The 25,269-nt window shown below is 55.1% G+C and carries 33 protein-coding genes; 5 read left to right on the plus strand and 28 right to left on the minus strand.

Annotation, left to right across the window (positions count from 1 at the left end):
• Positions 1–4: 4 nt before the first annotated feature.
• From rpsC to fkpA, 19 genes are all read right to left on the minus strand, one after another.
• Positions 5–703: a 30S ribosomal protein S3 gene (gene rpsC, locus LAC65_RS14575; protein WP_009087585.1), complete on the minus strand. Its 699-nt coding sequence runs from the start codon at positions 701–703 to the stop codon at positions 5–7.
• Between the two features lie 17 nt (positions 704–720).
• On the minus strand, positions 721–1,053 hold the full coding sequence (gene rplV, locus LAC65_RS14580) for a 50S ribosomal protein L22 (protein ID WP_007891659.1): 333 nt from the start codon (positions 1,051–1,053) through the stop codon (positions 721–723).
• A 13-nt stretch (positions 1,054–1,066) separates the two neighbouring features.
• Positions 1,067–1,345 carry a 30S ribosomal protein S19 gene (gene rpsS / locus LAC65_RS14585; protein WP_001138115.1) on the minus strand — a complete coding sequence of 93 codons (279 nt, stop codon included), beginning with the start codon at positions 1,343–1,345 and terminating at the stop codon, positions 1,067–1,069.
• Between the two features lie 16 nt (positions 1,346–1,361).
• Positions 1,362–2,183 (minus strand): 50S ribosomal protein L2, encoded by an 822-nt coding sequence (rplB, locus tag LAC65_RS14590; protein WP_039380813.1) that lies wholly within the window; start codon positions 2,181–2,183, stop codon positions 1,362–1,364.
• Positions 2,184–2,200: 17 nt separating this feature from the next.
• Entirely contained in the window at positions 2,201–2,503 is a 303-nt protein-coding gene (gene rplW, locus LAC65_RS14595; protein ID WP_039380816.1) for a 50S ribosomal protein L23, read from the minus strand.
• Positions 2,500–3,105, minus strand: coding sequence for a 50S ribosomal protein L4 (gene rplD / locus LAC65_RS14600; RefSeq protein ID WP_039380819.1), 606 nt, complete (start codon positions 3,103–3,105; stop codon positions 2,500–2,502). Before rplD ends, rplW begins: the two co-directional genes overlap by 4 nt.
• A 10-nt stretch (positions 3,106–3,115) precedes the next feature.
• Positions 3,116–3,742 carry a 50S ribosomal protein L3 gene (gene rplC, locus LAC65_RS14605; RefSeq protein ID WP_039380822.1) on the minus strand — a complete coding sequence of 209 codons (627 nt, stop codon included), beginning with the start codon at positions 3,740–3,742 and terminating at the stop codon, positions 3,116–3,118.
• Between the two features lie 32 nt (positions 3,743–3,774).
• A complete protein-coding gene (rpsJ, locus tag LAC65_RS14610) occupies positions 3,775–4,086 on the minus strand; it encodes a 30S ribosomal protein S10 (RefSeq protein ID WP_006120582.1) in 312 nt (103 codons plus the stop codon).
• 308 nt (positions 4,087–4,394) lie between these two features.
• Positions 4,395–4,877: a bacterioferritin gene (gene bfr, locus LAC65_RS14615; RefSeq protein WP_039380825.1), complete on the minus strand. Its 483-nt coding sequence runs from the start codon at positions 4,875–4,877 to the stop codon at positions 4,395–4,397.
• Positions 4,878–4,980: 103 nt separating this feature from the next.
• The gene (gene bfd, locus LAC65_RS14620) at positions 4,981–5,175 is read right to left on the minus strand and encodes a bacterioferritin-associated ferredoxin (RefSeq protein ID WP_039380828.1); all 195 of its coding nucleotides are present in this window, start codon (positions 5,173–5,175) and stop codon (positions 4,981–4,983) included.
• Positions 5,176–5,357: 182 nt separating this feature from the next.
• Complete coding sequence (gene tuf / locus LAC65_RS14625) at positions 5,358–6,542, minus strand: elongation factor Tu (RefSeq protein WP_039380832.1); 1,185 nt, start codon at positions 6,540–6,542, stop codon at positions 5,358–5,360.
• Between the two features lie 69 nt (positions 6,543–6,611).
• Positions 6,612–8,726, minus strand: a complete 2,115-nt coding sequence (gene fusA, locus LAC65_RS14630; protein WP_039380834.1) for an elongation factor G — start codon at positions 8,724–8,726, stop codon at positions 6,612–6,614.
• Positions 8,727–8,819: 93 nt separating this feature from the next.
• Positions 8,820–9,290 (minus strand): 30S ribosomal protein S7, encoded by a 471-nt coding sequence (rpsG, locus tag LAC65_RS14635; protein ID WP_007886246.1) that lies wholly within the window; start codon positions 9,288–9,290, stop codon positions 8,820–8,822.
• A 96-nt stretch (positions 9,291–9,386) separates the two neighbouring features.
• Positions 9,387–9,761, minus strand: coding sequence for a 30S ribosomal protein S12 (rpsL, locus tag LAC65_RS14640; RefSeq protein WP_010616440.1), 375 nt, complete (start codon positions 9,759–9,761; stop codon positions 9,387–9,389).
• A gap of 124 nt (positions 9,762–9,885) precedes the next feature.
• A complete protein-coding gene (gene tusB, locus LAC65_RS14645; protein ID WP_039380837.1) occupies positions 9,886–10,173 on the minus strand; it encodes a sulfurtransferase complex subunit TusB in 288 nt (95 codons plus the stop codon).
• A 9-nt stretch (positions 10,174–10,182) separates the two neighbouring features.
• Positions 10,183–10,542 (minus strand): sulfurtransferase complex subunit TusC, encoded by a 360-nt coding sequence (tusC, locus tag LAC65_RS14650; RefSeq protein WP_039380838.1) that lies wholly within the window; start codon positions 10,540–10,542, stop codon positions 10,183–10,185.
• Positions 10,542–10,928, minus strand: coding sequence for a sulfurtransferase complex subunit TusD (gene tusD / locus LAC65_RS14655; protein WP_039380840.1), 387 nt, complete (start codon positions 10,926–10,928; stop codon positions 10,542–10,544). The genes tusC and tusD overlap by 1 nt, the downstream gene beginning before the upstream one ends.
• Positions 10,928–11,650, minus strand: a complete 723-nt coding sequence (locus tag LAC65_RS14660) for a helix-turn-helix transcriptional regulator (protein WP_039380843.1) — start codon at positions 11,648–11,650, stop codon at positions 10,928–10,930. The genes tusD and LAC65_RS14660 overlap by 1 nt, the downstream gene beginning before the upstream one ends.
• A 192-nt stretch (positions 11,651–11,842) precedes the next feature.
• Positions 11,843–12,673: an FKBP-type peptidyl-prolyl cis-trans isomerase gene (gene fkpA, locus LAC65_RS14665; protein ID WP_039380847.1), complete on the minus strand. Its 831-nt coding sequence runs from the start codon at positions 12,671–12,673 to the stop codon at positions 11,843–11,845.
• A 279-nt stretch (positions 12,674–12,952) separates the two neighbouring features.
• Between fkpA and LAC65_RS14670 the strand changes: the two genes are divergently transcribed.
• Positions 12,953–13,171: a protein SlyX gene (locus LAC65_RS14670; RefSeq protein ID WP_039380849.1), complete on the plus strand. Its 219-nt coding sequence runs from the start codon at positions 12,953–12,955 to the stop codon at positions 13,169–13,171.
• Positions 13,172–13,233: 62 nt separating this feature from the next.
• Here the strand turns inward: LAC65_RS14670 and slyD are convergent, their stop codons facing one another.
• From slyD to kefG, 4 genes are all read right to left on the minus strand, one after another.
• A complete protein-coding gene (gene slyD / locus LAC65_RS14675) occupies positions 13,234–13,770 on the minus strand; it encodes a peptidylprolyl isomerase (protein ID WP_039380851.1) in 537 nt (178 codons plus the stop codon).
• 196 nt (positions 13,771–13,966) lie between these two features.
• Positions 13,967–14,161, minus strand: coding sequence for a YheV family putative zinc ribbon protein (locus LAC65_RS14680; protein ID WP_039380854.1), 195 nt, complete (start codon positions 14,159–14,161; stop codon positions 13,967–13,969).
• A gap of 95 nt (positions 14,162–14,256) precedes the next feature.
• On the minus strand, positions 14,257–16,059 hold the full coding sequence (gene kefB / locus LAC65_RS14685) for a glutathione-regulated potassium-efflux system protein KefB (RefSeq protein ID WP_039380857.1): 1,803 nt from the start codon (positions 16,057–16,059) through the stop codon (positions 14,257–14,259).
• A complete protein-coding gene (gene kefG, locus LAC65_RS14690) occupies positions 16,059–16,610 on the minus strand; it encodes a glutathione-regulated potassium-efflux system ancillary protein KefG (protein ID WP_039380859.1) in 552 nt (183 codons plus the stop codon). The genes kefB and kefG overlap by 1 nt, the downstream gene beginning before the upstream one ends.
• A gap of 115 nt (positions 16,611–16,725) precedes the next feature.
• Between kefG and LAC65_RS14695 the strand changes: the two genes are divergently transcribed.
• On the plus strand, positions 16,726–18,630 hold the full coding sequence (locus LAC65_RS14695; protein ID WP_039380863.1) for an ABC transporter ATP-binding protein: 1,905 nt from the start codon (positions 16,726–16,728) through the stop codon (positions 18,628–18,630).
• Positions 18,631–18,715: 85 nt separating this feature from the next.
• Here LAC65_RS14695 and tauD read toward each other — a convergent pair whose 3' ends face one another.
• From tauD to tauA, 4 genes are read right to left on the minus strand one after another with little or no spacing between them, the layout of a single operon-like run.
• Positions 18,716–19,555: a taurine dioxygenase gene (gene tauD / locus LAC65_RS14700; protein WP_039380866.1), complete on the minus strand. Its 840-nt coding sequence runs from the start codon at positions 19,553–19,555 to the stop codon at positions 18,716–18,718.
• On the minus strand, positions 19,552–20,382 hold the full coding sequence (gene tauC / locus LAC65_RS14705) for a taurine ABC transporter permease TauC (RefSeq protein ID WP_039380869.1): 831 nt from the start codon (positions 20,380–20,382) through the stop codon (positions 19,552–19,554). Before tauC ends, tauD begins: the two co-directional genes overlap by 4 nt.
• Positions 20,379–21,146, minus strand: a complete 768-nt coding sequence (tauB, locus tag LAC65_RS14710) for a taurine ABC transporter ATP-binding subunit (RefSeq protein WP_039380872.1) — start codon at positions 21,144–21,146, stop codon at positions 20,379–20,381. Before tauB ends, tauC begins: the two co-directional genes overlap by 4 nt.
• A 10-nt stretch (positions 21,147–21,156) precedes the next feature.
• Positions 21,157–22,137 carry a taurine ABC transporter substrate-binding protein gene (gene tauA, locus LAC65_RS14715; RefSeq protein WP_039380875.1) on the minus strand — a complete coding sequence of 327 codons (981 nt, stop codon included), beginning with the start codon at positions 22,135–22,137 and terminating at the stop codon, positions 21,157–21,159.
• A gap of 233 nt (positions 22,138–22,370) precedes the next feature.
• Between tauA and LAC65_RS14720 the strand changes: the two genes are divergently transcribed.
• The gene (locus LAC65_RS14720) at positions 22,371–23,351 is read left to right on the plus strand and encodes a LacI family DNA-binding transcriptional regulator (RefSeq protein WP_039380878.1); all 981 of its coding nucleotides are present in this window, start codon (positions 22,371–22,373) and stop codon (positions 23,349–23,351) included.
• A gap of 1 nt (position 23,352) precedes the next feature.
• On the opposite strand, the gene LAC65_RS14725 is transcribed toward LAC65_RS14720, so the two are convergent.
• Positions 23,353–23,955, minus strand: a complete 603-nt coding sequence (locus tag LAC65_RS14725) for a LysE family translocator (protein ID WP_039380881.1) — start codon at positions 23,953–23,955, stop codon at positions 23,353–23,355.
• A 60-nt stretch (positions 23,956–24,015) separates the two neighbouring features.
• Between LAC65_RS14725 and LAC65_RS14730 the strand changes: the two genes are divergently transcribed.
• Together LAC65_RS14730 and LAC65_RS14735 are read left to right on the plus strand one after the other, a co-directional pair.
• Positions 24,016–25,038, plus strand: a complete 1,023-nt coding sequence (locus LAC65_RS14730; protein WP_224144791.1) for a hydrolase — start codon at positions 24,016–24,018, stop codon at positions 25,036–25,038.
• Positions 25,035–25,253, plus strand: a complete 219-nt coding sequence (locus tag LAC65_RS14735; RefSeq protein WP_039380886.1) for a YheU family protein — start codon at positions 25,035–25,037, stop codon at positions 25,251–25,253. The genes LAC65_RS14730 and LAC65_RS14735 overlap by 4 nt, the downstream gene beginning before the upstream one ends.
• The last annotated feature ends 16 nt before the right edge of the window (positions 25,254–25,269 follow it).

The following is a 25,269-nucleotide window of genomic DNA, read 5'->3' on the forward strand; positions in this document are numbered from 1 at the left end:
CTCCTTACTTACGGCCTTTACGCTGCTGCTTTTTAGGTTGAGCAGCCGGTTCCGGTTGTTCAACAGCAGCCATACCACCCAGGATCTCACCTTTGAAGATCCATACCTTAACGCCGATTACACCATAAGTGGTGTGCGCTTCAGAGGTGTTGTAGTCAATGTCCGCACGCAGAGTGTGCAGCGGTACGCGACCTTCACGATACCATTCGGTACGTGCGATCTCAGCACCACCAAGACGGCCGCTGACTTCAACTTTAATACCTTTAGCGCCCAGACGCATTGCGTTCTGTACAGCACGCTTCATAGCACGACGGAACATCACACGACGCTCCAGCTGTGAAGTGATGCTGTCAGCAACCAATTTAGCGTCCAGTTCCGGTTTACGGACTTCGGCGATATTGATCTGAGCAGGAACGCCAGCGATATTCGCGACGACCGTACGCAGTTTTTCTACGTCTTCACCTTTCTTACCGATAACGATACCCGGGCGAGCGGTGTGAATGGTCACACGGATGCTCTTAGCCGGACGCTCGATAACGATACGAGATACAGACGCTTTAGCCAGTTCTTTAGTCAGGAACTGACGTACTTTAAAATCGCTGTCGAGGTTGTCAGCGAATTCTTTGGTGTTCGCAAACCAGGTAGAGTTCCATGGTTTTACAATACCCAGGCGAATACCATTAGGATGTACTTTCTGACCCATTGCTAGTCTCCAGAGTCTCAGCGATCGGACACAACCACAGTAATGTGGCTGGTGCGCTTCAGGATGCGATCTGCACGACCTTTTGCACGCGGCATAATGCGCTTCATGCTTGGGCCTTCGTCTACGAAAATTTTCGCAACTTTCAGATCGTCGATATCAGCGCCATCGTTGTGTTCGGCGTTAGCAATGGCAGATTCCAGGACTTTCTTAACCAGTACAGCCGCTTTCTTGTTGGTGTAAGTCAGAATATCCAGAGCCTGCGACACTTTCTTACCGCGAATCAGGTCTGCCACCAGGCGAACCTTCTGAGCAGAAGAACGAGCATGGCGATGTTGAGCAATAGTTTCCATCTCTTCCTCCTACTTATTTCTTCTTGGCTTTCTTATCTGCAGCATGGCCGCGATAAGTACGTGTCGGTGCGAATTCGCCCAGCTTGTGACCAACCATTTCGTCGGAAACAAAGACTGGAACGTGCTGACGACCATTATGGACAGCGATGGTCAAACCGATCATGTTAGGGAAGATCGTTGAACGACGGGACCAAGTGCGCAGGGGCTTCTTGTCACCGCTTTCCACCGCTTTCTCTACCTTCTTCAGCAAGTGCAGGTCAATAAAAGGACCTTTCTTGAGAGAACGTGGCATGGCTTATCCTCTAAAATTATTTGCTACGGCGACGTACGATAAATTTATCAGTACGCTTGTTGCTACGGGTCTTCTTACCTTTGGTCTGAACGCCCCACGGTGAAACCGGGTGCTTACCAAAGTTACGACCTTCACCACCACCGTGCGGGTGATCGACTGGGTTCATCGCAGTACCGCGAACGGTAGGACGAACACCGCGCCAACGGGCTGCACCGGCTTTACCCAGAACGCGCAGCATGTGCTCAGCGTTACCGACTTCGCCCAGGGTTGCGCGGCAGTCAGATTCGACTTTACGCATTTCGCCTGAACGCAGACGCAGGGTCACGTAAGAACCTTCACGCGCAACGATCTGCACGTAAGCACCAGCAGAGCGAGCAATCTGACCGCCTTTGCCTGGTTTCATTTCTACGTTATGCACGGTAGAACCAACTGGGATGTTACGCATCGGCAGGGTGTTACCTGCTTTAATCGCAGCATCAACGCCAGACTGAATCTGGTCGCCAGCTTTCAGGCCTTTAGGGGCCAGAATGTAACGGCGCTCGCCATCTTTGTACAGAACCAGTGCGATGTTCGCAGAACGGTTCGGATCGTACTCAAGACGCTCAACAACTGCCGGGATACCATCTTTGTTGCGTTTGAAGTCAACAATACGGTAAGCCTGCTTGTGACCACCACCGATATGACGGGTAGTGATACGACCATTGTTGTTACGACCACCGGATTTGCTGTTTTTTTCAACCAGCGCGGCAAATGGTTTGCCTTTGTGCAGCTCAGGGTTCACCACTTTAACTACGTGGCGACGACCCGGAGATGTCGGTTTACATTTAACAACTGCCATTGTCTTTCTCCTCCGACTTACTCAGCGCCGCCGACGAAGTCCAGGTTCTGGCCTTCCTTCAGGGTAACGTAAGCTTTTTTCCAGTCGTTACGACGACCGATACGCTGTCCGTGACGCTTAACTTTACCCTTAACAACCAGGGTGTTTACGTCTTTAACTTCTACTTCGAACAGTTTCTCAACAGCAGCAACGATCTCTGCTTTGGTCGCATCTTTCGCAACTTTGAGAACGATGGTATTAGTTTTTTCCATCGCGCTTGATGCTTTTTCAGATACGTGCGGCGCGCGCAGTACTTTCAGCAGACGTTCTTCACGGATCATGCCAGCATCTCCTCAACTTGCTTAACTGCTTCAGCAGTCATAACGACTTTGTCGAAGGCGATCAGGCTAACTGGGTCGATACTTGCTGCGTCACGCACGTCAACCTTGTACAGGTTACGCGCAGCCAGGAACAGATTTTCATCCAGTTCACCGGTGATGATCAGCACGTCTTCCAGCGCCATGTCTTTCAGTTTCTGTACCAGCAGCTTGGTTTTCGGTGCTTCTACAGAGAACGACTCGACAACGATCAGACGGTCCTGACGTACCAGCTCGGACAGAATGCTTTTCAGCGCGCCGCGGTACATCTTTTTGTTAACTTTTTGACTGTGGTCCTGTGGACGAGCAGCGAAGGTCACGCCACCTGAACGCCAGATCGGGCTCTTAACAGAACCTGAACGCGCACGGCCGGTACCTTTCTGGCGCCACGGCTTTTTGCCTGAACCAGTTACTTCAGCACGAGTCTTCTGCGCACGAGTACCCTGACGAGCACCTGCGGCATAAGCAACAACAACCTGGTGAACCAGCGCTTCGTTGAAATCACGACCGAAGGTAGTTTCGGAAACAGTCAGCGCGCTCTGCGCGTCTTTCAGTACTAATTCCATTGCTATCCCCTTACGCCTTCACAGCTGGTTTAACAATCAGGTCGCTGCCGGTTGCACCCGGGACAGCACCTTTGACCAGCAGCAGGTTGCGCTCAGCGTCAACACGTACTACTTCCAGGCTCTGAACGGTTACGCGCTCGTTACCCAGCTGACCAGCCATTTTCTTGCCTTTGAACACTTTGCCCGGAGTCTGGTTCTGACCGATAGAACCCGGAACGCGGTGAGACAAGGAGTTACCGTGTGTAGCGTCCTGGGTACGGAAGTTCCAGCGCTTAACGGTACCTGCGAAACCTTTACCTTTAGAGGTACCGGTAACGTCTACTTTTTTAACGTCAGCGAAAATTTCAACACTGATGCTCTGACCTACGGAGTACTCTTCACCTTCGGTGCGGAATTCCCACAGACCACGGCCAGCTTCAACGCCAGCTTTAGCATAATGACCTGCTTCCGGCTTGGTCACACGGTTTGCTTTTTTAGCACCGGTGGTAACCTGGATCGCCTGGTAACCATCGTTTTCCAGATCTTTGACCTGGGTAACGCGGTTTGCTTCAATTTCAATTACGGTTACTGGGATTGAAACGCCATCTTCAGTGAAGATGCGAGTCATGCCCACTTTTTTACCGACTAAACCACTCATTGTATCAACCTCTCAATCGCTCGATGACCTGATTAACCCAGGCTGATCTGCACGTCAACACCGGCAGCCAGATCCAGACGCATCAGAGCATCAACGGTTTTTTCAGTTGGCTCAACGATGTCTACCAGACGCTTGTGAGTGCGGATTTCGTACTGATCACGCGCATCTTTGTTAACGTGCGGAGAGATCAGAACGGTGAAGCGCTCTTTGCGGGTCGGCAGCGGAATTGGACCACGAACCTGCGCACCAGTGCGCTTGGCAGTCTCAACGATTTCCGCGGTTGATTGATCGATCAGACGATGATCAAACGCTTTAAGACGGATACGGATTCTTTGGTTCGACATGAGACCAAGGCTCCAAACATTTTATAAACGAAAAGAATTACTACCCACACCCATTACGATTGATGGGGGAGTGTAATCGTTCAGCATATAACTCCCCAATTGGGAGTATTGTCAGGCGACACACCTAGCACTGTCGCCTGCGATTCTGCTCGAATCGCGCCATACCAATGTCGGCAGGCCGGCGTATTATACGTAATTACGCTCAGGAAGCAACCCGTGCTCTGTTTTTAACCATAAAAATTCAGGCAAAAGAAAACCCGCCGGGCACGACTGCCGGGCGGGTTTACAGAACAGGTATGCGCAGGCCGCTATTCGTCCGCCTTTTCGCTGATTTGCGACTGCAGGTAGTTCTGCAGGCCAATTTTCTGAATCAGATCGAGCTCGGTTTCAAGAAAGTCGATGTGATGCTCTTCATCAGCCAGGATTTCAATCATCATGTCCCGGCTCACGTAGTCGTGAACTTTATCCGCCCAGGCAATGGCTTCACGCAGGTCTTTTGCCCCTTCCAGCTCCAGCTGCAAATCGGACTGCAGCATTTCGGGCACGTCCTCACCTATGCGCAGACGTCCCAGATCCTGCAGATTGGGGATACCTTCGAGAAAGAGAATACGCTCAATGTATTTGTCGGCATGCTTCATCTCATCGATCGATTCGTGGTATTCGATATCGTTGAGGCGCATCAGCCCCCAGTTTTTAAACATACGCGCATGCAGAAAATACTGGTTAATCGCGACCAGCTCATTTCCAAGCAGTTTGTTGAGATGTGCAATGACTTTGACGTCGCCCTTCATATCACCCCTCCCCTCTTCAGTTAACCAGATAGTAGATGCAGAGAGAAAGAAGTCAAAAAGGCGTGACAGTTTTTGTGGGTATTACGACATTCTGCGCGTAATGTCAGGCGATCTCTTTATAGAGCGGTGCATGCTGCAGTTCATCATCCATGATTTCGCGCGCTGCCCGGATGCATTTACCACACTGCTTCCCGACCGGGACCAGCTGGCGCAGCTGCTGGATCGATTTTGGCTGATAGCGGCGCACTACTTCACGCAGCGTTTTATCACTCACACCATTACACAGACAAACGTACATTTCAGATTCAACTCCGGTACAATTTCTGATCGAAGTGTAAATGAGAATGGTTGCTATTACAACGCAGGGTTTGTAGGGTTATCGATTGGTATGCTGATTTTGACAGGCAAAAAAAAGAGCACCGAAGTGCTCTTTCTGATTGCTACGGCAGCAGTAAAAAACCGCTGCCGGCGTTAACACAATTAAGCGATAACAGAAGCAACAACGCCCGCGCCAACGGTACGGCCGCCTTCGCGGATTGCGAAGCGCAGACCCTGGTCCATCGCGATTGGGTGGATCAGGGTAACAACCATCTTGATGTTGTCGCCCGGCATGACCATCTCAACGCCTTCTGGCAGCTCAACTGAACCGGTCACGTCAGTGGTACGGAAGTAGAACTGTGGACGGTAGCCTTTGAAGAACGGAGTATGACGGCCGCCTTCGTCTTTAGACAGAACGTAAACTTCTGATTCGAACTTGGTGTGTGGCTTGATTGAGCCCGGCTTCGCCAGAACCTGTCCACGCTGAATGTCTTCGCGCTTGATACCGCGCAGCAGAACACCACAGTTCTCGCCCGCCTGACCCTGGTCCAGCAGCTTGCGGAACATCTCAACACCGGTACAGGTTGATTTCGCGGTATCTTTGATGCCCACGATTTCAACTTCGTCACCGACTTTAACGATGCCGCGCTCAACACGACCGGTAACAACGGTACCGCGGCCTGAGATTGAGAACACGTCTTCGATTGGCAGCAGGAACGGCAGGTCGATAGCACGAACCGGATCCGGGATGTAGCTGTCCAGGTAGCCAGCCAGCTCGATGATTTTGCCTTCCCACTCTGCGTCGCCTTCCAGCGCTTTCAGCGCTGAACCGCGTACGATTGGCGTATCGTCGCCCGGGAAGTCGTACTGTGACAGCAGGTCACGTACTTCCATCTCAACCAGCTCCAGCAGCTCTTCATCATCAACCATGTCGCACTTGTTCAGGAACACGATGATGTAAGGAACGCCAACCTGACGACCCAGCAGGATGTGCTCACGGGTCTGTGGCATCGGGCCATCAGTCGCAGCAACAACCAGGATTGCGCCGTCCATCTGCGCAGCACCGGTGATCATGTTTTTCACGTAGTCGGCGTGTCCCGGGCAGTCAACGTGTGCATAGTGACGGCTTGCGGTTTCGTACTCTACGTGTGCGGTGTTGATGGTGATACCACGCGCTTTTTCTTCAGGGGTGCTGTCGATCTGGTCGAATGCACGCGCCTGGCCGCCGTTGGTTTTAGCCAGAACGGTGGTGATTGCTGCAGTCAGGGTGGTTTTACCGTGGTCAACGTGACCGATGGTGCCCACGTTTACGTGCAGTTTGTTACGCTGAAATTGCTCTTTCGCCATGGCGATAATCCTTACGTTATGCCTTCATCATTGATGAAGGCATCAGTTAACAATTTTTAAACCGTAGCCTTATTTGCCACGAGCTTCAATAACGGCCTGAGCGACGTTGTTCGGCGCATCATCGTACTTCAGGAACTCCATGGAGTAAGAAGCACGGCCTTTTGTCAGTGAACGCAGCTGAGTTGCATAACCGAACATTTCGGAAAGCGGGACTTCAGCGTGAATCTGAACGCCGGTAGCGTTAGATTCCTGACCTTTAAGCATACCACGACGGCGGCTCAGGTCACCGATAACGTCACCGGTGTTCTCTTCTGGCGTTTCTACTTCAACCTTCATGATTGGCTCAAGCAGAACCGGGGTTGCTTTCTTAAAGCCGTCTTTAAACGCAAGAGAAGCAGCCAGTTTAAACGCCAGCTCTGAGGAGTCAACGTCATGGTAAGAACCGAAGTGCAGACGCACGCCCAGATCAACTACCGGGTAACCCGCCAGTGGACCAGACTTCAGCTGCTCCTGGATACCTTTATCAACGGCAGGGATGTATTCGCCAGGAATCACACCACCTTTAATGTCGTTAACAAATTCGTAGCCTTTCGGGTTTGAACCTGGCTCCAGTGGGTACATGTCGATAACAACATGACCATACTGACCACGACCACCAGACTGCTTGGCGTGTTTACCTTCAATACCGGTAACTTTAGAGCGGATCGCTTCGCGATACGCAACCTGAGGTTTACCGATGTTCGCTTCAACGTTGAATTCACGCTTCATGCGGTCAACGATGATGTCGAGGTGCAGCTCACCCATACCAGCGATGATGGTCTGGTTAGACTCTTCATCAGTCCATACGCGGAATGATGGGTCTTCTTTCGCCAGACGACCCAGAGCCAGACCCATTTTTTCCTGGTCAGCTTTGGTTTTCGGCTCAACGGCGATAGAGATTACCGGCTCCGGGAACTCCATGCGCTCAAGGATGATGACGTTATCCGGGTCACACAGGGTGTCACCGGTGGTCACATCTTTCAGGCCGATCGCAGCAGCGATGTCGCCCGCACGAACTTCTTTGATCTCTTCACGCTTGTTAGCGTGCATCTGAACGATACGGCCCAGACGCTCACGGTTTGACTTGACCGGGTTGAACACGGTATCACCGGTGTTAACCACGCCAGAGTAAACGCGGAAGAAGGTCAGGTTACCAACAAACGGGTCGGTTGCGATTTTGAACGCCAGCGCAGCAAACGGCTCGTTGTCGTCAGAGTGACGCTCAGCCGGTGTGTCTTTACCGTCGTCCAGCATACCGTTGATCGCGGTAACGTCAGTCGGTGCTGGCAGGTATTCAACTACCGCATCCAGCATCGCCTGAACACCTTTGTTCTTAAATGCAGAACCACAGGTTACCAGGATGATTTCGTTGTTCAGAACGCGCTTACGCAGAGACGTTTTGATCTCTTCTTCAGTCAGCTCTTCGCCGCCGAAGAATTTCTCCATCAGCTCGTCAGAACCTTCAGCTGCAGATTCAACCAGCTTCGCACGCCATTCATCAGCCAGATCCTGCATATCAGCCGGGATATCTTCGTAAACGAAGGTAACGCCCTGATCTTCATCGTTCCAGTTGATGGCTTTCATTTTCACCAGGTCAACAACACCGGTGAATTTCTCTTCTGCGCCGATTGCCAGCTGAAGTGGAACCGGGTTTGCACCCAGACGCACTTTCATCTGATCAACAACTTTCAGGAAGTTAGCACCCATGCGGTCCATTTTGTTAACGAACGCGATGCGTGGAACTTTATATTTGTTAGCCTGACGCCATACGGTTTCAGACTGTGGCTGAACACCACCAACCGCACAGTAAACCATAACTGCGCCATCAAGCACACGCATAGAGCGCTCTACTTCGATGGTGAAGTCAACGTGTCCCGGGGTGTCGATGATGTTGACGTGGTGTGGCTCAAACTGCTTAGCCATACCAGACCAGTAACAGGTGGTCGCAGCGGAAGTGATGGTAATACCACGTTCCTGTTCCTGCTCCATCCAGTCCATGGTTGCGGCGCCGTCATGTACTTCACCGATTTTATGGTTTACACCGGTGTAGAACAGAACACGTTCGGTAGTGGTAGTTTTACCGGCGTCGATGTGAGCACTGATACCGATGTTACGATAGCGCTCAATGGGTGTTTTACGAGCCATTTGATTCCTCTGATTCTGAGACGTTCATAGTTAAAAAAGCCCAGCAGGTAAGCCACTGGGACGCCCGCTGGGTTAATAACAACTACCTTGCTGTTACCAGCGGTAGTGTGCGAACGCCTTGTTGGCTTCAGCCATACGGTGAACGTCTTCACGTTTCTTAACTGCAGTACCTTTGTTCTCTGCAGCGTCAGAAAGTTCGTTCGCCAGGCGAAGAGCCATTGATTTATCACCGCGTTTACGAGCAGCTTCAACGATCCAACGCATTGCCAGAGCATTACGACGAACCGGACGGACTTCAACTGGAACCTGGTAAGTTGAACCACCAACGCGACGTGACTTCACTTCGACAGTCGGACGTACGTTTTCGAGTGCAACTTCGAAAGCTTCCAGACCGTCTTTACCAGCACGTTGAGCCAGGGTATCAAGTGCGGTATAGACGATTGATTCAGCAGTAGATTTTTTACCATCTACCATCAGGATATTTACAAATTTAGCCAGCAGCTCTGATCCGAACTTAGGATCCGGCAGAATTTTACGCTGACCAATGACGCGACGACGTGGCATGGAAATACTCCGTTGTTAATTCAGGATTGTCCAAAACTCTACGAGTTTATTTTGACATTAAAGTTAAAACGTTTGGCCTTACTTAACGGAGAACCATTAAGCCTTTGGCTTCTTCACGCCATACTTGGAGCGAGCCTGCTTACGGTCTTTAACACCTGAGCAGTCCAGCGCGCCACGAACGGTGTGGTAACGCACACCTGGCAGGTCTTTAACACGACCGCCACGGATCAGGATCACGGAGTGTTCCTGCAGGTTATGACCTTCACCACCGATGTAGGAGGTAACTTCAAAACCGTTAGTCAAACGCACACGGCAAACTTTACGCAGTGCTGAGTTTGGTTTTTTCGGGGTAGTGGTGTAGACACGAGTACAAACACCACGTTTTTGCGGGCAAGCTTCCAGCGCTGGCACGTTGCTTTTAGCAACCTGACGAACGCGTGGTTTGCGAACCAGCTGGTTAACTGTTGCCATTAAATAGCTCCTGGATTTAGCTTTTGCTTCGTAAACACGTAATAAATCACCTCGCATTTCTACGAGGAGGCAGAATTTTAGGGCTGTGCCTATAGGGTGTCAAGAAATAACCAGGTTTTCGCGTTTACCAGGCCACTTGCTGTTGATGCTTTATCGTCAGCGCAACGAATCCAGTATAGTCCAGACGGGCAACACTGGTTGAAATTTGAGCAGATAATCCGCGTGCGACAACATCCTCTTCCAGCACCCATAGCGTGGCCGGTGCCGCGCTGAGCCGGGCCAGCATTGTGCTGCCCTGCAGCGCGCCGGTGACCCCATCCTGCAGCAGCAGCAGGTCATCCTCCGGGCGCAGCAGCAGCAGCAGCGTTTCGATATCGCACTGCCAGGGAGAGTTCATCAGCGTATAAAGCATGGCAGTTTCTCAAAAACAGATAATGCGATCGAAGGAGGCAAGCGTCTGGCGTAATGCGTCACTCTCCAGCACCTGGGCTGTTAACACGCGCTCTGCGCTCAGGCTCACTCCGCGCGCCAGTAGCGAATGCTGACAGATATAGCACTGCTCAATATCATAAAGCGCCAGCACACCAAAGGTGGCGATATAGTCGCGCGCCAGTATAGTTTTCGGCTGCTGCTGCTCAGTCAGCTGCAGCACACCGTCACCGATAAAAAAGAGGCCAACATCTTCGCTCAGGGCGCCGGTAGCCAGAACGGCATCCAGCCCTTCCCTGCCGGCACTGCTGCCGTGTGGCGCGCGGGTAAAGAGGAACGCAACGCGGTTCATCAGAATTGCACCAGACGATCGCAGCTGAGCGCCGCTTCAGCCAGTGCACCCAGACCGCTGAGTTCAAAACCCGGCTGCAGATTGCTGCCCGCCAGCTGCAAACGCGCGGCCTCCTGCCGATCGGTAATGCCACGCCGCAGCGCGGCAGCCACGCAGACATTAAGCGCGACACCGCAGGCGTCGTGCAGCTGCTGCCAGCCGCGCACAATGTCAGCTTCGTCACTGGCAGGTGCGCTCAGCTCACTGGCGTTCAGCACACCTTCACGGTAAAAAAATATGCTCTCCAGCACGTGGCCTGCAGCAATCAGCGCGCGGGCAAACAGCAGCGCACTGGTCGCGTTCTGGGTGCCGTAAGCCGGCCCGGTCACCAGCAGGGTATAGCGCATCAGCGATCCTGCCCCTGAAAATCGCCGTTCTTAAACTGACGTATGTAGAGATAGACCGTATGCCTCGAGATATTCAGACGGGCGGCAACCTGATTGATGGCATCCTTGATGTCAAAAATGCCTTTCTCATACAGATTAAGCACGATCTGCCGGTTCTTGGCGTTGTTAGAGATGTTGCGATCCGCGCTGACCTCTTCAATGGTGAACTCCAGCGTCTGCATCACCAGATCTTCTACCGAACTGGCAAAGTTTACGCTTGAGTCGACCTGCTGCATCTCTGGCGGCATAAAAGTCGACATGATTTGCGAGAACGGTACATCCAGATTCATATTGATGCAGAGCAAACCAATGACGCGCTGCTGGCGATTACGAATAGCAATGGTGACCGATTTCATCAGAACACCGCTTTTGGCGCGTGTAAAATAAGCGCGGGAGACATTGCTGTCAGCGCCATGCATATCATGCAGCATGCGCAGCGCCAGATCGGTAATCGGCGATCCGACTTTGCGCCCCGTATGTTCGCCGTTAGCGATACGCACAGCTGAACATTTCAGATCTTCCAGCGAGTGCAGCACGATTTCGCAGTGCGAGCCAATCAGCATCGCCAGACCGTCGACCACTGCCTCGTAAGATTTAAGAATATCGTAATCTGCTTGCTCAAAAGGGCGCTGCTCCAGTAAATCGAAGTCAGTCAGTTCACCGGGATTAAATGGATTAGACATCGAAGACATTACCCTACGTGGCTGGAGCCTGTCGCGACAGCATTGGGGCAGACTCATCTTATGATCATTATGCAGGCGTTAGTCTGGCAAATGTCGCCCGCTTTAGCCAGAGCTTTGCACATATGCAGCAGGAATTGAACGTGCGGGGGAATGCAGAGGGAACTGCCGCCCGAAGGCGGCAGAACAGAGCAATTACTGTGCTTTTTTCTCAGCAGCGGCCGGAGCCTGTGCTTTTTCATCCGCTTTTGGTGCTGCTTTGATATCCAGCAGTTCAACATCAAACACCAGCGTTGAGTTAGCCGGAATACCCGGTACGCCATTTTTACCGTAAGCGAGGTTCGGCGGGATCACCAGTTTGATCTTGCCACCTTTTTTCACGTGCTTCAGACCTTCAGTCCAGCCCGGGATGACGCCATCCAGACGGAAAGAGAGCGGTTCGCCACGAGTGTAAGAGTTATCGAACTCGGTGCCGTCGATCAGCGTACCTTTGTAGTTGACCACAACAGTGTCGCTATCTTTAGGTGCGGCACCGCTGCCCTCTTTCTCAACCTGATAGAGCAGACCAGATTCGGTCTTCTTCACGCCCTTCTCTTTCGCGAATTTTTCAGCAAAAGCGTTGCCTTTGTCAGCATTCTCTTTTGCATCTTTTTCCAGCTTCGCCTGAGCAGCACCCTTCACGCGACCTTCAAAGGCCTGCAGAGTCTGTTCGATCTCCTGGTCAGAGAGTTTGCTTTTACCGCCAAACGCGTCCTGAACACCAGCAATCAGCTGATCTTTGTCCAGTTTGATGCCCAGCTTCTCCTGTTCCTTCAGAGAGTTGTCCATGTAGCGACCCAGCGAAGCACCCAGTGCATAGGCAGATTGCTGATCTTCGTTTTTGAAAGCAGCATTTTTTGGTGCCTGTGGCGCAGCCTGCGCCGCGTCAGCCGGAGCTGCAGCGGTTTCTGCTGCCATCGCCAGCGGTGCATTAAGTGCGACAGCCATAGTGGTAGCTAACAATGTGACTTTAAACAGTGATTTCATCCTTTCTCCAAAACCGAAGCTTCAAACCTCGGGAATCATTGCGGACAGTGGTCCACACTATAACTTTACGCGGCAGTAACGAACACTCCCGCAGTGTAATTACCCGGTTAACCTCCGACCTTTTTTGCTTCAGGAAGTTTCATCTGAGATGTAGGCGCTACGGGTAAATTCAATGGCAGGAGATAAACGCCGGGTAAATATCAGGTGATTCTGACCGTAAAGGCCGTAGAATCACGCCGGTTCATATCAATGCGCAGTACGATGACAGGAGGAGTAACGATGCAACAGACAGACTGGGATCGGCGCCTTGAAGCGCTGGAGAGCAAGCTGGCTTTTCAGGAAGACACCATTGAGCAGCTTAATCAGACGGTGGTCGAACATGAACTGGAGATGAGCAGGCTGCGGGAACATGTCCGCTTGCTGGTCGACAAAGTTAAAGCGGCAGCGCCCTCGATGGTTGCTTCGCCGTCGGAAGAGACACCTCCGCCGCATTATTAATACCTGCCGGCAGCAGAAAACAGAAAGGCCACCCGCAGGTGGCCTTTTTGTACCGGCAACGCTTAGTGGTTGCAGCCGCAACCGCCGCCGTGACCATGGTCGTGGTCGTGGTCGTGATCGTGATGATGACCATCTGCGCCATGCACGTGACCGTGCGCCAGCTCTTCTTCCGTGGCTTCGCGGATAGCAACCACTTCCACGTTGAAGTTCAGGTTCTGACCAGCCAGCATATGGTTACCATCAACCACAACGTGCTCATCTTCTACTTCAGTGATTTCAACCGGCACCGGGCCCTGGTCGGTTTCTGCCAGGAAGCGCATGCCAACCTGCAGCTCATCCACACCCATGAAGACATCTTTAGGTACGCGCTGTACCAGATTGTCATCATACTGGCCATAAGCGTCGTTTGCCGGGATATGCACGTCAAACTTGTCGCCGACCGCGTGATTTTCCAGCGCTTTTTCCAGACCAGAAATCAGGGAACCATGACCGTGCAGATAGTCTAACGGTGCACTTACCGGTGACTCGTCAACCAACACGCCATCTTCGGTACGAACCTGATACGCCAGGCTCACCACCAGGTCTTTTGCTACTTTCATGATATCTCCTAACCGTTGAGAACTAAGGATCCCGTCTCATTGGTCTATTTTTGCGTGCAATAACCAACCAGAAAGGTTTAAAGCTGAACAGATTTTATCCTGCAGAATATGCAGACCATTCAGCATCAGTGGCGCCGATTGTAACGGAATTCAACACCACTGTAAGTCTAAGCGTAAAAAAAGCTGTGCCGGCACGTTACTCGGGATGAAAAATGCCGATCACCTGCTCATTACTGCGGATCTGATCGCGCGCCTGCTTATCGGCCTCGCGCATCTGATGTCCGCATTTTACGCATTCCACCACATCGACACTGTTTTCGCGCCACATGGCCAGGGTGTCTTTTTCCTGACAGTGCGGACAGACCGCACCGGCGATAAAACGTTTACGCATTTTTTCCTGCCCGCCTGTTGTTCACGGAAACCTTAAGTGTATACCCTGCACACCGCAAATTGCAGCGATGGCCCTGAATAGCCCAGGCTGCCGGCTTACTCATCATCCCAGCCATTTATCTGCCGCTTTTCATGCTGCATCTCGCGCTGGAAGATATCCTCCAGTTCGCGTCGCGCTTCACGCACGCGGGAGACCTGCACGCTGTCCTCATGGCCTGGCATCAGCTCACGCAGCATGCGCATATCCAGCCGGCGGAAATGCTGCTGCGCACGCTGCGCCTGATGAGGATGCATGCCAAGAGAGATCAGCGCCTTGCGACCAAGCTCCAGCGCACTGGAGAACGTTTCACGGGAGAATAGCGTGACGCCTGCCTGCAGCAGTTCGTGCGCCTCGACGCGCCCGCGCGCCCGCGCCAGAATCTCCAGCTGCGGAAAATGGTGCTGGCAGAGGTGCACAATGGTCATGGCATCTTCGGGATCGCTGCAGGTAATAACAATAGATTGCGCATTCTCTGCGCCTGCGGCCCGCAACAGCTCCAGCTCGGTGGCGTCACCGTAGTAAACTTTATAGCCATACTTGCGCATCAGGCTGACCGCAGAGATATCCCGCTCCAGCACCGTGATGCGCTTGTTGTTAGCCATCAGCAGACGCCCTACCACCTGCCCAAAGCGGCCAAAACCCACCACAATAACCTGCGGCTGATCGTCCTCAACAAAGGGCTTCTCATCACTGTCGTCTTTGTCATTAAAGCGACGGGCCAGAATCTTATCCACGCCCTGCATCAGCAGCGGGGTTGTCATCATCGAGAGGGTCACCGTGACCAGCAGCAGCGGCAGCTGATCGCCGCTGAACAGATGGGCGGATGACGCGGCGGAGAACAGGACAAACGCAAATTCGCCGCCCTGGCTGAGCACACCGGCAAACTGCAGACGCTCTGAACTGCGCAGGCCGTAAATGCGCGCCAGCACGTAGAGCACCAGCGCTTTTATCGCCACCAGCGCCAGTACGCCGATCAAAATAGCCACGATATGCGTATAGAGCACGCCAAGGTTCAGCGCCATACCAACAGAGATAAAGAACAGGCCCAGCAGCAACCCTTTGAACGGCTCGATAGCCACTTCAAGTTCGTGCCGGTACTCGCTCTCCGCCAGCAGGATCCCGGCGATAAAGGTGCCCAGCGCCATCGACAGGCCCAGCGCATCCATAAATAGCGCCGAGCCCAGTACCAGCAGCAGCGAGGCGGCGGTAAACACTTCTCTGACGCCGGAAGCGGCAATAAAGCGCAAAATAGGGCGCAGTAAATAACGGCCGCCCACCAGCATGCCGGCAAAGGCCAGCACTTTCATCGCAACTTTAAGCCAGTCAACGTGCCCGCTGTCGCCGCCGGAGAGTAACGGCACCAGCGCCAGCGCCGGGATCACCGCCAGATCCTGAAACAGCAGCACCGAAAAGCCCAGCTGTCCTGATTCGCTGCGGTTCATTCCTTTATCGCGCATCAGCTGCAGCGCCATAGCCGTAGAGGACATAGCCAGACCGATACCGCCTATCACGGCCGCCTGCCAGCTGAAGTCACTTAGCCAGAGCAGCACACCGAGGATCGCCGCAGAAAATATCACCTGCGCCGCGCCGACGCCGAAAATTGAGCGTCGCAGTGACCAGAGTTTGGCTGGATTCAGCTCCAGGCCAATGATAAACATCAGAAACACGACGCCCAGCTCGGAGAAGTGCAGGATCTCATCCACATCGCTGATAAAGCCCAGCCCCCACGGGCCGATCGCAATACCTGCGAGCAGATAACCCAGCACGGCACCAATTCCCAGCCGGGCAGCAACAGGCACCACCAGCACCGCCGCCACCAGATAGATGACGCCCGCTGTCAGTAACGTTTCACCTTGCATTACACTCCTCCCTGCGGCAGTGGTGACGCGAGCCAGTCGCCGTAGGCGCGGGCAAAATGACGCAGCGTTTCAGGCGTCTGCCGCCGCGCCCAGTGAATCACCATCGGTGTCATCCAGTGCATACGGCACATCTGCGCCGTCAGCTCAAATGGCCGCATAATATCGCTCATCGGATAGCGGTTCAGGCCGTCGTGATGGTAGGCCGCTTCAGGCTCACCGGTAGTCACTACGCTGCGCCAGTACTTCCCCTCCAGCGCGTTCCCATCCACGCCGCTGGCAAAACCACGCGACAGTACGCGATCCAGCCACTCTTTCAGCAGGGCAGGACAGCTGTAGGTATAGAGCGGATGCTGAAATACGACGATCTCATGGTCGCGCAGCAGCTGCTGTTCATAGTGAATATCTATAAAAAAATCCGGATAGTGCGCATATAAATCGTGCACGGTGACGTGTTCAAGTTCCCTGGCCGACTGCAGCAAAACCCGATTGGCGATCGAATCCTGTGACTCCGGATGGGCGTAAAGCAGCAAAACTTTTGGTGGCTGCGACATCCTTCCCCTCCAAAGCGTCGTCACCGCAGCGGAATTCCGCTACCATGCTCAACGCAACTAAACATTATCGAATTATGTTGCCGATAAATTACCATATTCTGACGACACGGCGCCTATGATTGTCTTTTCCGCACTACAGATACGACGCGGCACCACTGTGCTGCTGGACAACGCAACCGCAACCATTAACCCCGGCCAGAAAGTGGGCCTGGTGGGTAAAAACGGCTGCGGCAAATCCACCCTGCTGTCGCTGCTTAAAGGTGAAATCAGCAGCGATGCCGGCAGCGTCACCTTCCCCGGCAGCTGGGCGCTGGCGTGGGTCAACCAGGAGACGCCAGCGCTGAGTAAAGCCGCGCTGGAATATGTTATCGACGGCGACCGCGAATATCGTCAGCTTGAATCTGAATTAGCGGATGCCAACGCGCGCGATGATGGCAACGCGATTGCGCTGCTGCACGGCAAGCTGGATGCGATTCAGGCGTGGAGTATACACGCGCGCGCGGCCAGTCTGCTGCACGGTCTGGGCTTTAGTCAGGAGCAGCTGATGCGGCCGGTCAGCGACTTCTCCGGCGGCTGGCGCATGCGTCTCAACCTGGCGCAGGCGCTGGTGTGCCGCTCCGATTTACTGCTGCTGGATGAGCCGACTAACCACCTCGATCTTGACGCCGTGATCTGGCTGGAGCGCTGGCTGAAAAGCTATGAGGGCACGCTGATTCTGATCTCACACGACCGCGACTTTCTCGATCCGGTCGTGGATAAAATTATTCATATTGAGCAGCAGATGCTGATTGAATATACCGGCAACTACAGCTCTTTCGAGCGACAGCGCGTCGCTAAACTGGCGCAGCAGCAGGCGCTCTATCAAAGCCAGCAGGAAAAAGTCGCGCACCTGCAGAAGTATATCGATCGCTTCCGTGCCCAGGCGACCAAAGCCAAACAGGCGCAGAGCCGCATCAAAATGCTGGAGCGCATGGAGCTGATTGCGCCAGCGCACGTGGATAACCCGTTCAGCTTCAGCTTCCGCGCGCCGGAAAGCCTGCCCAATCCGCTGCTGAAAATGGAGAAGGTCACGGCGGGTTATGGCGATCGCATTATTCTTGACGCGATCAAGCTCAATCTGGTGCCGGGCTCGCGTATTGGTCTGCTGGGCCGAAACGGTGCGGGTAAATCTACGCTGATCAAGCTGCTGGCGGGAGAGATCGATCCGCTGGAGGGCAAAGTGGGTCTGGCGAAAGGCATTAAGCTCGGCTACTTCGCGCAGCACCAGCTTGAGTATCTGCGCGCCGAGGAGTCACCGCTGCAGCATCTGGCGCGTATCGCGCCAGCCGTACTGGAGCAGCAGCTGCGCGATTACCTGGGCGGTTTTGGCTTTCAGGGCGATAAAGTCAGCGAAGCCACCGCGCGTTTTTCCGGCGGCGAAAAAGCGCGCCTGGTGCTGGCGCTCATCGTCTGGCAGCGCCCTAACCTGCTGCTGCTGGATGAGCCAACTAACCATCTCGATCTCGACATGCGTCAGGCGCTGACCGAAGCGCTTATCGACTTTGAAGGCGCGCTGGTGGTGGTGTCGCATGACCGGCATCTGCTGCGCTCCACCACTGACGATCTCTATCTGGTCCACGACCGCAAAGTGGACGTGTTTGCCGGCGATCTGGATGATTATCAGCAGTGGCTGAGCGACCTGCAAAAGCAGCAGGCGCAGCAGGATGCCGCACCAAAGCAGGATAATGCCAATAGCGCTCAGTCGCGCAAAGATCAGAAGCGTCGTGATGCTGAGCTGCGCGCGCAGACGCAGCCGCTGCGCAAAGAGATTGAGAAGCTGGAGAAGCAGATGGCTAAGTGGCAGAGTCAGCTGAGCGAGGCTGAAGCCCTGCTGGCCGACAGCGCGATTTACGATCAAAGCCGCAAAGCCGATTTAACCGCCGCCCTGCAGCGCCAGGCAGAGAGCAAATCGGCGCTGGAAGACGTCGAAATGGCGTGGCTGGATGCGCAGGAGCAGCTGGAACAGATGCTGGCGAATTAGCGGCCAGCATCTATGCCGACCCTGCAGCTTTTCTCTCTTCTGCAGGGGCGGCATTTATGCCGACCTGGCTCACCACCGCAACGCGTTAAAACGGCACATCCCCCAGCACCGTCGCACGATGCATAATCCTGCGCGCCGGATAGTAATCGGCATTGGCGTAATGCTGCGTCACACGGTTATCCCAGATAGCGATGTCGTTCTCCTGCCAGCGCCAGCGCACCTGAAACTCCGGCTTCGTAGCGTGCGCAAACAGATAGTTCAGCAGCGCGTCGCTCTCTTTTTCACTGACGCCCAGCAGACGCGTGGTAAACCCCTCGTTCACAAACAGCGCCTTACGCCCGCTGACCGGATGGGTGCGGATCGCCGGATGCCGGACCGGGGGATGCTTAGCCACCGCCTGCTGCCAGCGCTGATGCTCCTCCGGCGTGCGGCGATATTTATACTCCTGAAATGACTTCTTAAAATCGTGCTCCGCCTGTAACCCGCTCAGCAGCTGCTTAACCGGCTCAGAAAGGGTTTCATAAGCGGCAATTCCGCTGCTCCAGAGCGTATCGCCCCCGCTTTCCGGTAGCAGTTTCGCGGCCAGCAGAGCAATGGCCGGCGGCGTTTCAATAAAGGTGACATCGGTATGCCAGTTGTCGTTATCCGGCGGATTATCCTGATGGGTATCCAGCTCGATGATCTCTTCCACGCCAGCCGCATGCGGATAGACCGGATGAATATGCAGATCGCCAAAACGCACCGCCAGCGCCCGCTGCTGCTGCGGCGTAATCACCTGGTTGCGTAAAAACAGCACCTGATGGCGCAGCAGGCCGTGATAGAGCTGTTCAAACTGCGCATCGCTCAGCGGACGGCTGAGATCGACATCGCTGACCTGCGCACCGATCCAGGGGCCCAGCGCGGTAAAAGTAAGACGTTCGTTCATTGCTGCTCTCCATACCAGGGCGTCAGGCGGCGTTGCAGCGCGCGCAGACCCACTTCTAAACTAAATGCGATAACGGCAATGACGCCGATACCCGCCAGTACCACATCCGTAGCAAGAAACTCTCCTGCCGACTGCACCATAAACCCCAGGCCCCGCGTGGCAGCGATAAGCTCTGCAGCCACCAGCGTTGACCAGCCGACGCCCAGCCCGATACGCAGACCGGTCAGGATCTCCGGCAGCGCGCCCGGCAGGATCACAAAGCGCAGCAATTGCCAGCGGGATGCGCCAAGCGCCTGTGCCGCGCGCACGCGGACCTGCCGGCAGTTTTTCACGCCAGCCAGCGTGGCCAGCGTCACCGGCGCAAAAATCGCCAGATAGATAAGTAAAATCTTTGAGGTTTCACCAATACCAAACCAGATCACCATCAGCGGCAGGTAGGCCAGCGGCGGCACCGGCCGGTAAAGCTCAATCAGCGGATCGAGCAGCCCGCGCAGCGCCGGGCTCAGTCCCATCGCAATGCCGGTCGGGATACCAATCAGCGCGGCAAAAAACAGCGCCACCAGCATGCGCGTCAGGCTTGCGGCCAGATGCTGCCACAGCGTGGCGTCCATAAAGCCCTGCGCACTGGCAATCAGCAGCAGTTTCTGCAGCACCTGCTGCGGCGCGGGCAGAAACAGCGGCGCAATCAGCCCCAGCGCCGTCACGCCCCACCACACCAGCAGTAGCAGCGCGATGCTCAGCAGGCTAAGCGACAGCTGGCGTGACAGCGGCCAGCGCAGGCCGCGGGTGCGCGCTGTACCGCGTTTCTCATCAATAACTGCACTCATACAAACGCCTCCCGCCGGGCAAACACCTGATTCAGCACATATTCACGACGTTCGATAAACGCCGGATCGGATTTGATGCTGCGGCACGGTTCGCCATCCGCGAAGCGCTGACCAAAATTGAGCTTTAGCCGCTCTACTATGCGTCCCGGTCCGGGCGACAGCAGCACCAGTTCGCTGGCCAGAAACACCGCTTCTTCAATGTCATGGGTAATCAGCAGAATCTGCTTGCCGGTGTCGCGCCACAGCGTCAGCAACAGGGTTTGCATCTGCTCGCGGGTAAACGCATCCAGCGCGCCAAAGGGCTCATCTAACAGCAGCAGCTGCGGATCGGCTGCCAGCGCACGCGCAATCCCCACGCGCTGACGTTGCCCCCCGGAGAGCTGCCAGATAAAACGCTTTTCTGCCCCCTCCAGCCCGACGTTGCGAATCAGCCGGCTGGCAACGGCGTGACGTTCCGCTTTTGCCATACCGGCCAGCTGCAGGCCAAATGCCACGTTATCGATCACGTTGCGCCACGGCAGCAGCCCTTCATGCTGAAACACCACGCCGCGGCTGGCGTCTGGCCCGGTCACCGCTTTGCCATCCAGCGTAATGCTGCCGGACTCCAGCGGCAGAAAACCGGCAATCAGGTTCAGCAGCGTGGTTTTGCCACAGCCGGATGGACCCAGCACCACCAGCAATTCACGGCTATCCAGCTGCAGGTTGATATCCTGCAGCGCGGGCTGACCGGCGTAACGTGCGTTGAGATGCGTGATGCTGAGCATATGGCCTCCGTTATTTCGCTAAAGGTGCAACAAAGCGGGTGGTCACAAAGCTGCTGTAGTCGCTGGCCGCTTCCGGCACCCGCCCCTGCTCTTTCAGGAAGTGCGCGGTATCAACAATGGCTTTATTCACCGGCTTGCCGAGTTGCTCAACCTGCTGTTGCGCCGTCAGATAGGTATTGCCTTTAACCAGACCCGGCACATCCCCTTCCGGTACGCCGCTCAGGCGCGACAGCTTGCTCAGGTTATCCGGCTGCTTCAGCCACTGTTCGGGCTGGGCGAGATAGGCCTGCTGTGCATCAATGGCGCTGCGGGCAAACGCAGTAACCACCTCCGGATGCTGCTGCGCAAAATCTTTACGCACCACCCAGACATCGAGCGTTGGTGAGCCCCACTGTCCCACCTGCGAGGAGTCGGTCAGCACATGGCCCTCTTTTTCCAGCTCATTAACGGCCGGGGCCCAGACGTACGCGCCGTCAATATCGCCACGCTGCCAGGCGGCAACAATCGCAGGCGGTTGCAGGTTCACTAACTGCACCTGTGAGGGCTTAATGCCCCAGTGCTTCAGCGCCGCCAGCAGGCTGTAATGCGTGGTGGAGATGAAAGGTACGGCAATACGTTTGCCGATGAGCTGTTTCGGATCGCTGATCCCTTTTTTCACGACCAGCGCCTCGGAGTTACCCAGCTGTGATGCAAGCAGAAACGCTTCAATCGGCAGCTGCTGTGTGGCAGCGACCGCCAGCGGACTGGAGCCAATATTGCCAATCTGCACATCGCCGGACGCCAGCGCACGCAGCACGCTGGCGCCGCTGTCAAATTTGCGCCAGTCCACGGTTGCTCCGCTCTCACGGGCGAAGGTGTTATCCGCCTGAGCGACTTTGGCAGGCTCTGCGGAGGTCTGGTACGCCACGGTGACGTTGACTGCCTGTGCCTGAAACGCTATCAGTCCCAGTACTGCTGCCAGCGAGATTATTGTTTTTTGCATTGCCATCATCCTGTTCCCCGAAGTGAAGTTATGACGGCAGTGTCGCCAGCGGTGAAAGTTTCATAAAGGAATTAAAAATTATCCCTCATGCCAATCAGTTCTTAGATCAACATCAGGCAAGGCTATGCAAAAAAAGCAAATAGGCCGGACAGAAACGGTGACAAATTTGTCAGGCGCTCACATCGCTACTGTGTTATTGATCTCTACCTGATTTCATCACCTGAATAGCGGTTGTTATCTCCATGTCCATCGAAAAAGTCGCGCACCTGGCGGGCGTATCAAAAGCTACCGTTTCCCGGGTTCTGAACCAGCATCCCGGCGTGCGTCCCGATACGCGCAGTAAAGTGCTGGCAGCGATCAGCGCGTGCGACTACCAGCCTAATTTGCTGGCGCGCCAGCTGCGCACGGCGCAAAGCAACATGCTGCTGGTGCTGATTTCAGATATTACCAACCCCTTCTGTTCGCGCGTTGTGCAGGGGATTGAAGCGGAGGCGGAGACGCAGGGCTATCACATTTTGCTCTGCAACAGCGCCTCTCAGCTGCGGCGTGAAACCGCCTATCTGGCGCTGCTGGCTGGCAAGGTCGTCGATGGCGTGATCACAATGGATGCCGCCGCCTGTCTGCAGGGGCTGAAAGATTTGATTGGTGATGCGCCGTGGGTGCAGTGTGCTGAATACGATCCCTCTATTAATGCATCCAGCGTGACTATTGATAACCGGCAGGCGGCCTTTGAGACGGTCCGCTACCTGGCCGGAAAGGGCCGAAAACAGATTGCGCTGGTCAACTGCGACATGCGCTATCTCTATTCGCATCAGCGTGAGAGCGGCTACCGCGAGGCGCTGAAGGCGCTGAATATGACGTGGGATCGCGTGGCGTATGCGGAGAATATCTCCTGCGAAGCGGGCAGCGCCGCGCTGCATGCGCTGCTGGCACAGCCCTCTCCGCCCGATGCCATTTTTACCGTGTCAGATGTGCTGGCCGTTGGCGTTATTCACGCCGCGCTCGAAGCGGGACTGCGCGTTCCGGAGGATCTGGCCGTGGTAGGTTTTGACGGTATTCCGTTTACCAGCAGCCTGAATCCGCCGCTGACCACCATTGCGCAGCCGATGAATCAGATGGGCGCCCGCAGCGTACAGCTGCTGCTGAACCGCATTCGCCAGCCGCATGCTGCCATTGTGCATGAAGTCCTGCCCTGGCAGCGTCTGGAGCGCGCATCCAGCTAATCTAGCGCCAGATCAGCAGCACACAGGCAGCGGTCAGTGCGCCCATCGCGAGGTTGAACAGCTTCCAGGCACGCGGGCTATGCAGCAGGCGGCCAATCAGTGAACCAAATCCCATCCAGATCAGGCCGGATACCAGATTCACCAGCGCCATGCCCATGCTGATCGCAACCACAGAGTGCTGATAGGCAGCTCCTGCCAGGCTGAAACTCGCTATCGCCCCCAGCGCCATCAGCCAGGCTTTAGGATTGATCAGTTGCAGCAGTCCGCCCTGCCAGAACGGCATCTGCTTTACCGAACGGTCTTCGGTTTCCAGCGTCTCATAGGCGGCCGTCGCGATTTTCCACGCCAGCCAGAGCAGATAGAGACTGCCGGCAATCTTCAGTACCAGATGCAGCGACGGATAGAGCAGGATCAGTCCGCCAATGCCAAATGCCACCATCAGCAACATCACCTGCATACCCAGCATGATACCAATAAGCAGCGGTAGCGTGCGCAGAAAGCCAAAATTAGCACCTGAGGCCGTAAGTAACATATTATTGGGCCCCGGCGTGATGGCCGCGACCCAGAGAAAACCTAACATCGACAAAAAAAGACTGAGTTCCATGAGTATCCGGATGCTCCTCATCCTTAAAAGCAGACAACCCATCGAAGCTATCAGCGAGTTATGCATCAGACAAGCACTATCCCTGGTTATTTAGATTGCCCCACCGGCAATCCCTTTATTCCGCTGCGCGGCTTCGGCAATGCGCATTTGCAGACCCTGCTGCCGCGCCTGCTACGGCGTCGCGTCACGCTTAAACCACACTGGCAGCGGCTGGAGCTGCCGGATGGCGACTTTGTCGATCTCGCCTGGAGCGAAGATCCGGCCGGCGCGCGACACAAACCGCGCATGGTGATGTTCCACGGGCTCGAAGGCCATTTTCGCAGCCCTTATGCACACGGCCTGATGCAGGCGTGCAAAGCGCGCGGCTGGCTTGGCGTGGTGATGCACTTTCGCGGCTGCAGCGGCGAACCTAACCGGCTGCAGCGCATCTATCACTCCGGTGAAACAGAAGACGCGACCTATTTCCTGCACTGGCTGCGGCGTGAATGGGGCAGCGTGCCGACAGCTGCGGTAGGTGTGTCGCTGGGCGGTAACATGCTCGCCTGTTTACTGGGCCTGCAGGGCAATGAGGCACCGCTGGATGCGGCCGTGGCGATATCAGCGCCGCTGGCGCTCGCCCCCTGCAGTGAAAAGCTCGATATCGGCTTCTCCCGCTTCTACCAGCACTATCTGCTGACGCAGCTGAAAAAGAATGCGCTGCGCAAACTGCGCGCCTGGCCCGGCACGCTGCCGGTTGATGTACTGCAGCTGCGCGCGTTTCGCCGCCTGCGCGAATTTGACGATGCGATCACCGCCCGGGCGCACGGCTTTCTTGACGCCAGCGATTATTATCAGCGCGCCAGCGGCCTGCCGCTGTTAACCGGCGTGCGCAAGCCGATGCTGATCATCCACGCCAAAGACGATCCCTTTATGACAGATGCGGTGATCCCGCAGCCGCAGCAATTGTCTGCCACAATTGAGTATCAGCTGACGCAGCAGGGTGGACACGTTGGCTTTGTCGGCGGCAGCCTGCTTCAACCGCATATGTGGCTGGAGCAGCGCGTGCCGGAGTGGCTCTCAACTTATCTGGATGGGCAATTGTGATTATTCCGTGGCAGGAACTGGATGTAACAACGCTGGAAAACCTGATTGAAAGTTTTGTTCTGCGCGAAGGCACTGACTACGGTGAGCAGGAGCGCAGCCTGGCGCAGAAGGTAGCCGACGTGCGCCGCCAGCTGCAGCAGGGCGAGGTGGTGCTGGTCTGGTCTGAGCTGCATGAAACGGTCAATATTATGCCGCGGCGCGAGTTTCGCGGCTGATGCACTGCCGGATAAT

Origin of the sequence: Pantoea eucrina (assembly GCF_020079945.1) — a bacterium.
In the GTDB taxonomy this organism is placed as follows: Bacteria; Pseudomonadota; Gammaproteobacteria; order Enterobacterales; family Enterobacteriaceae; genus Pantoea; species Pantoea eucrina.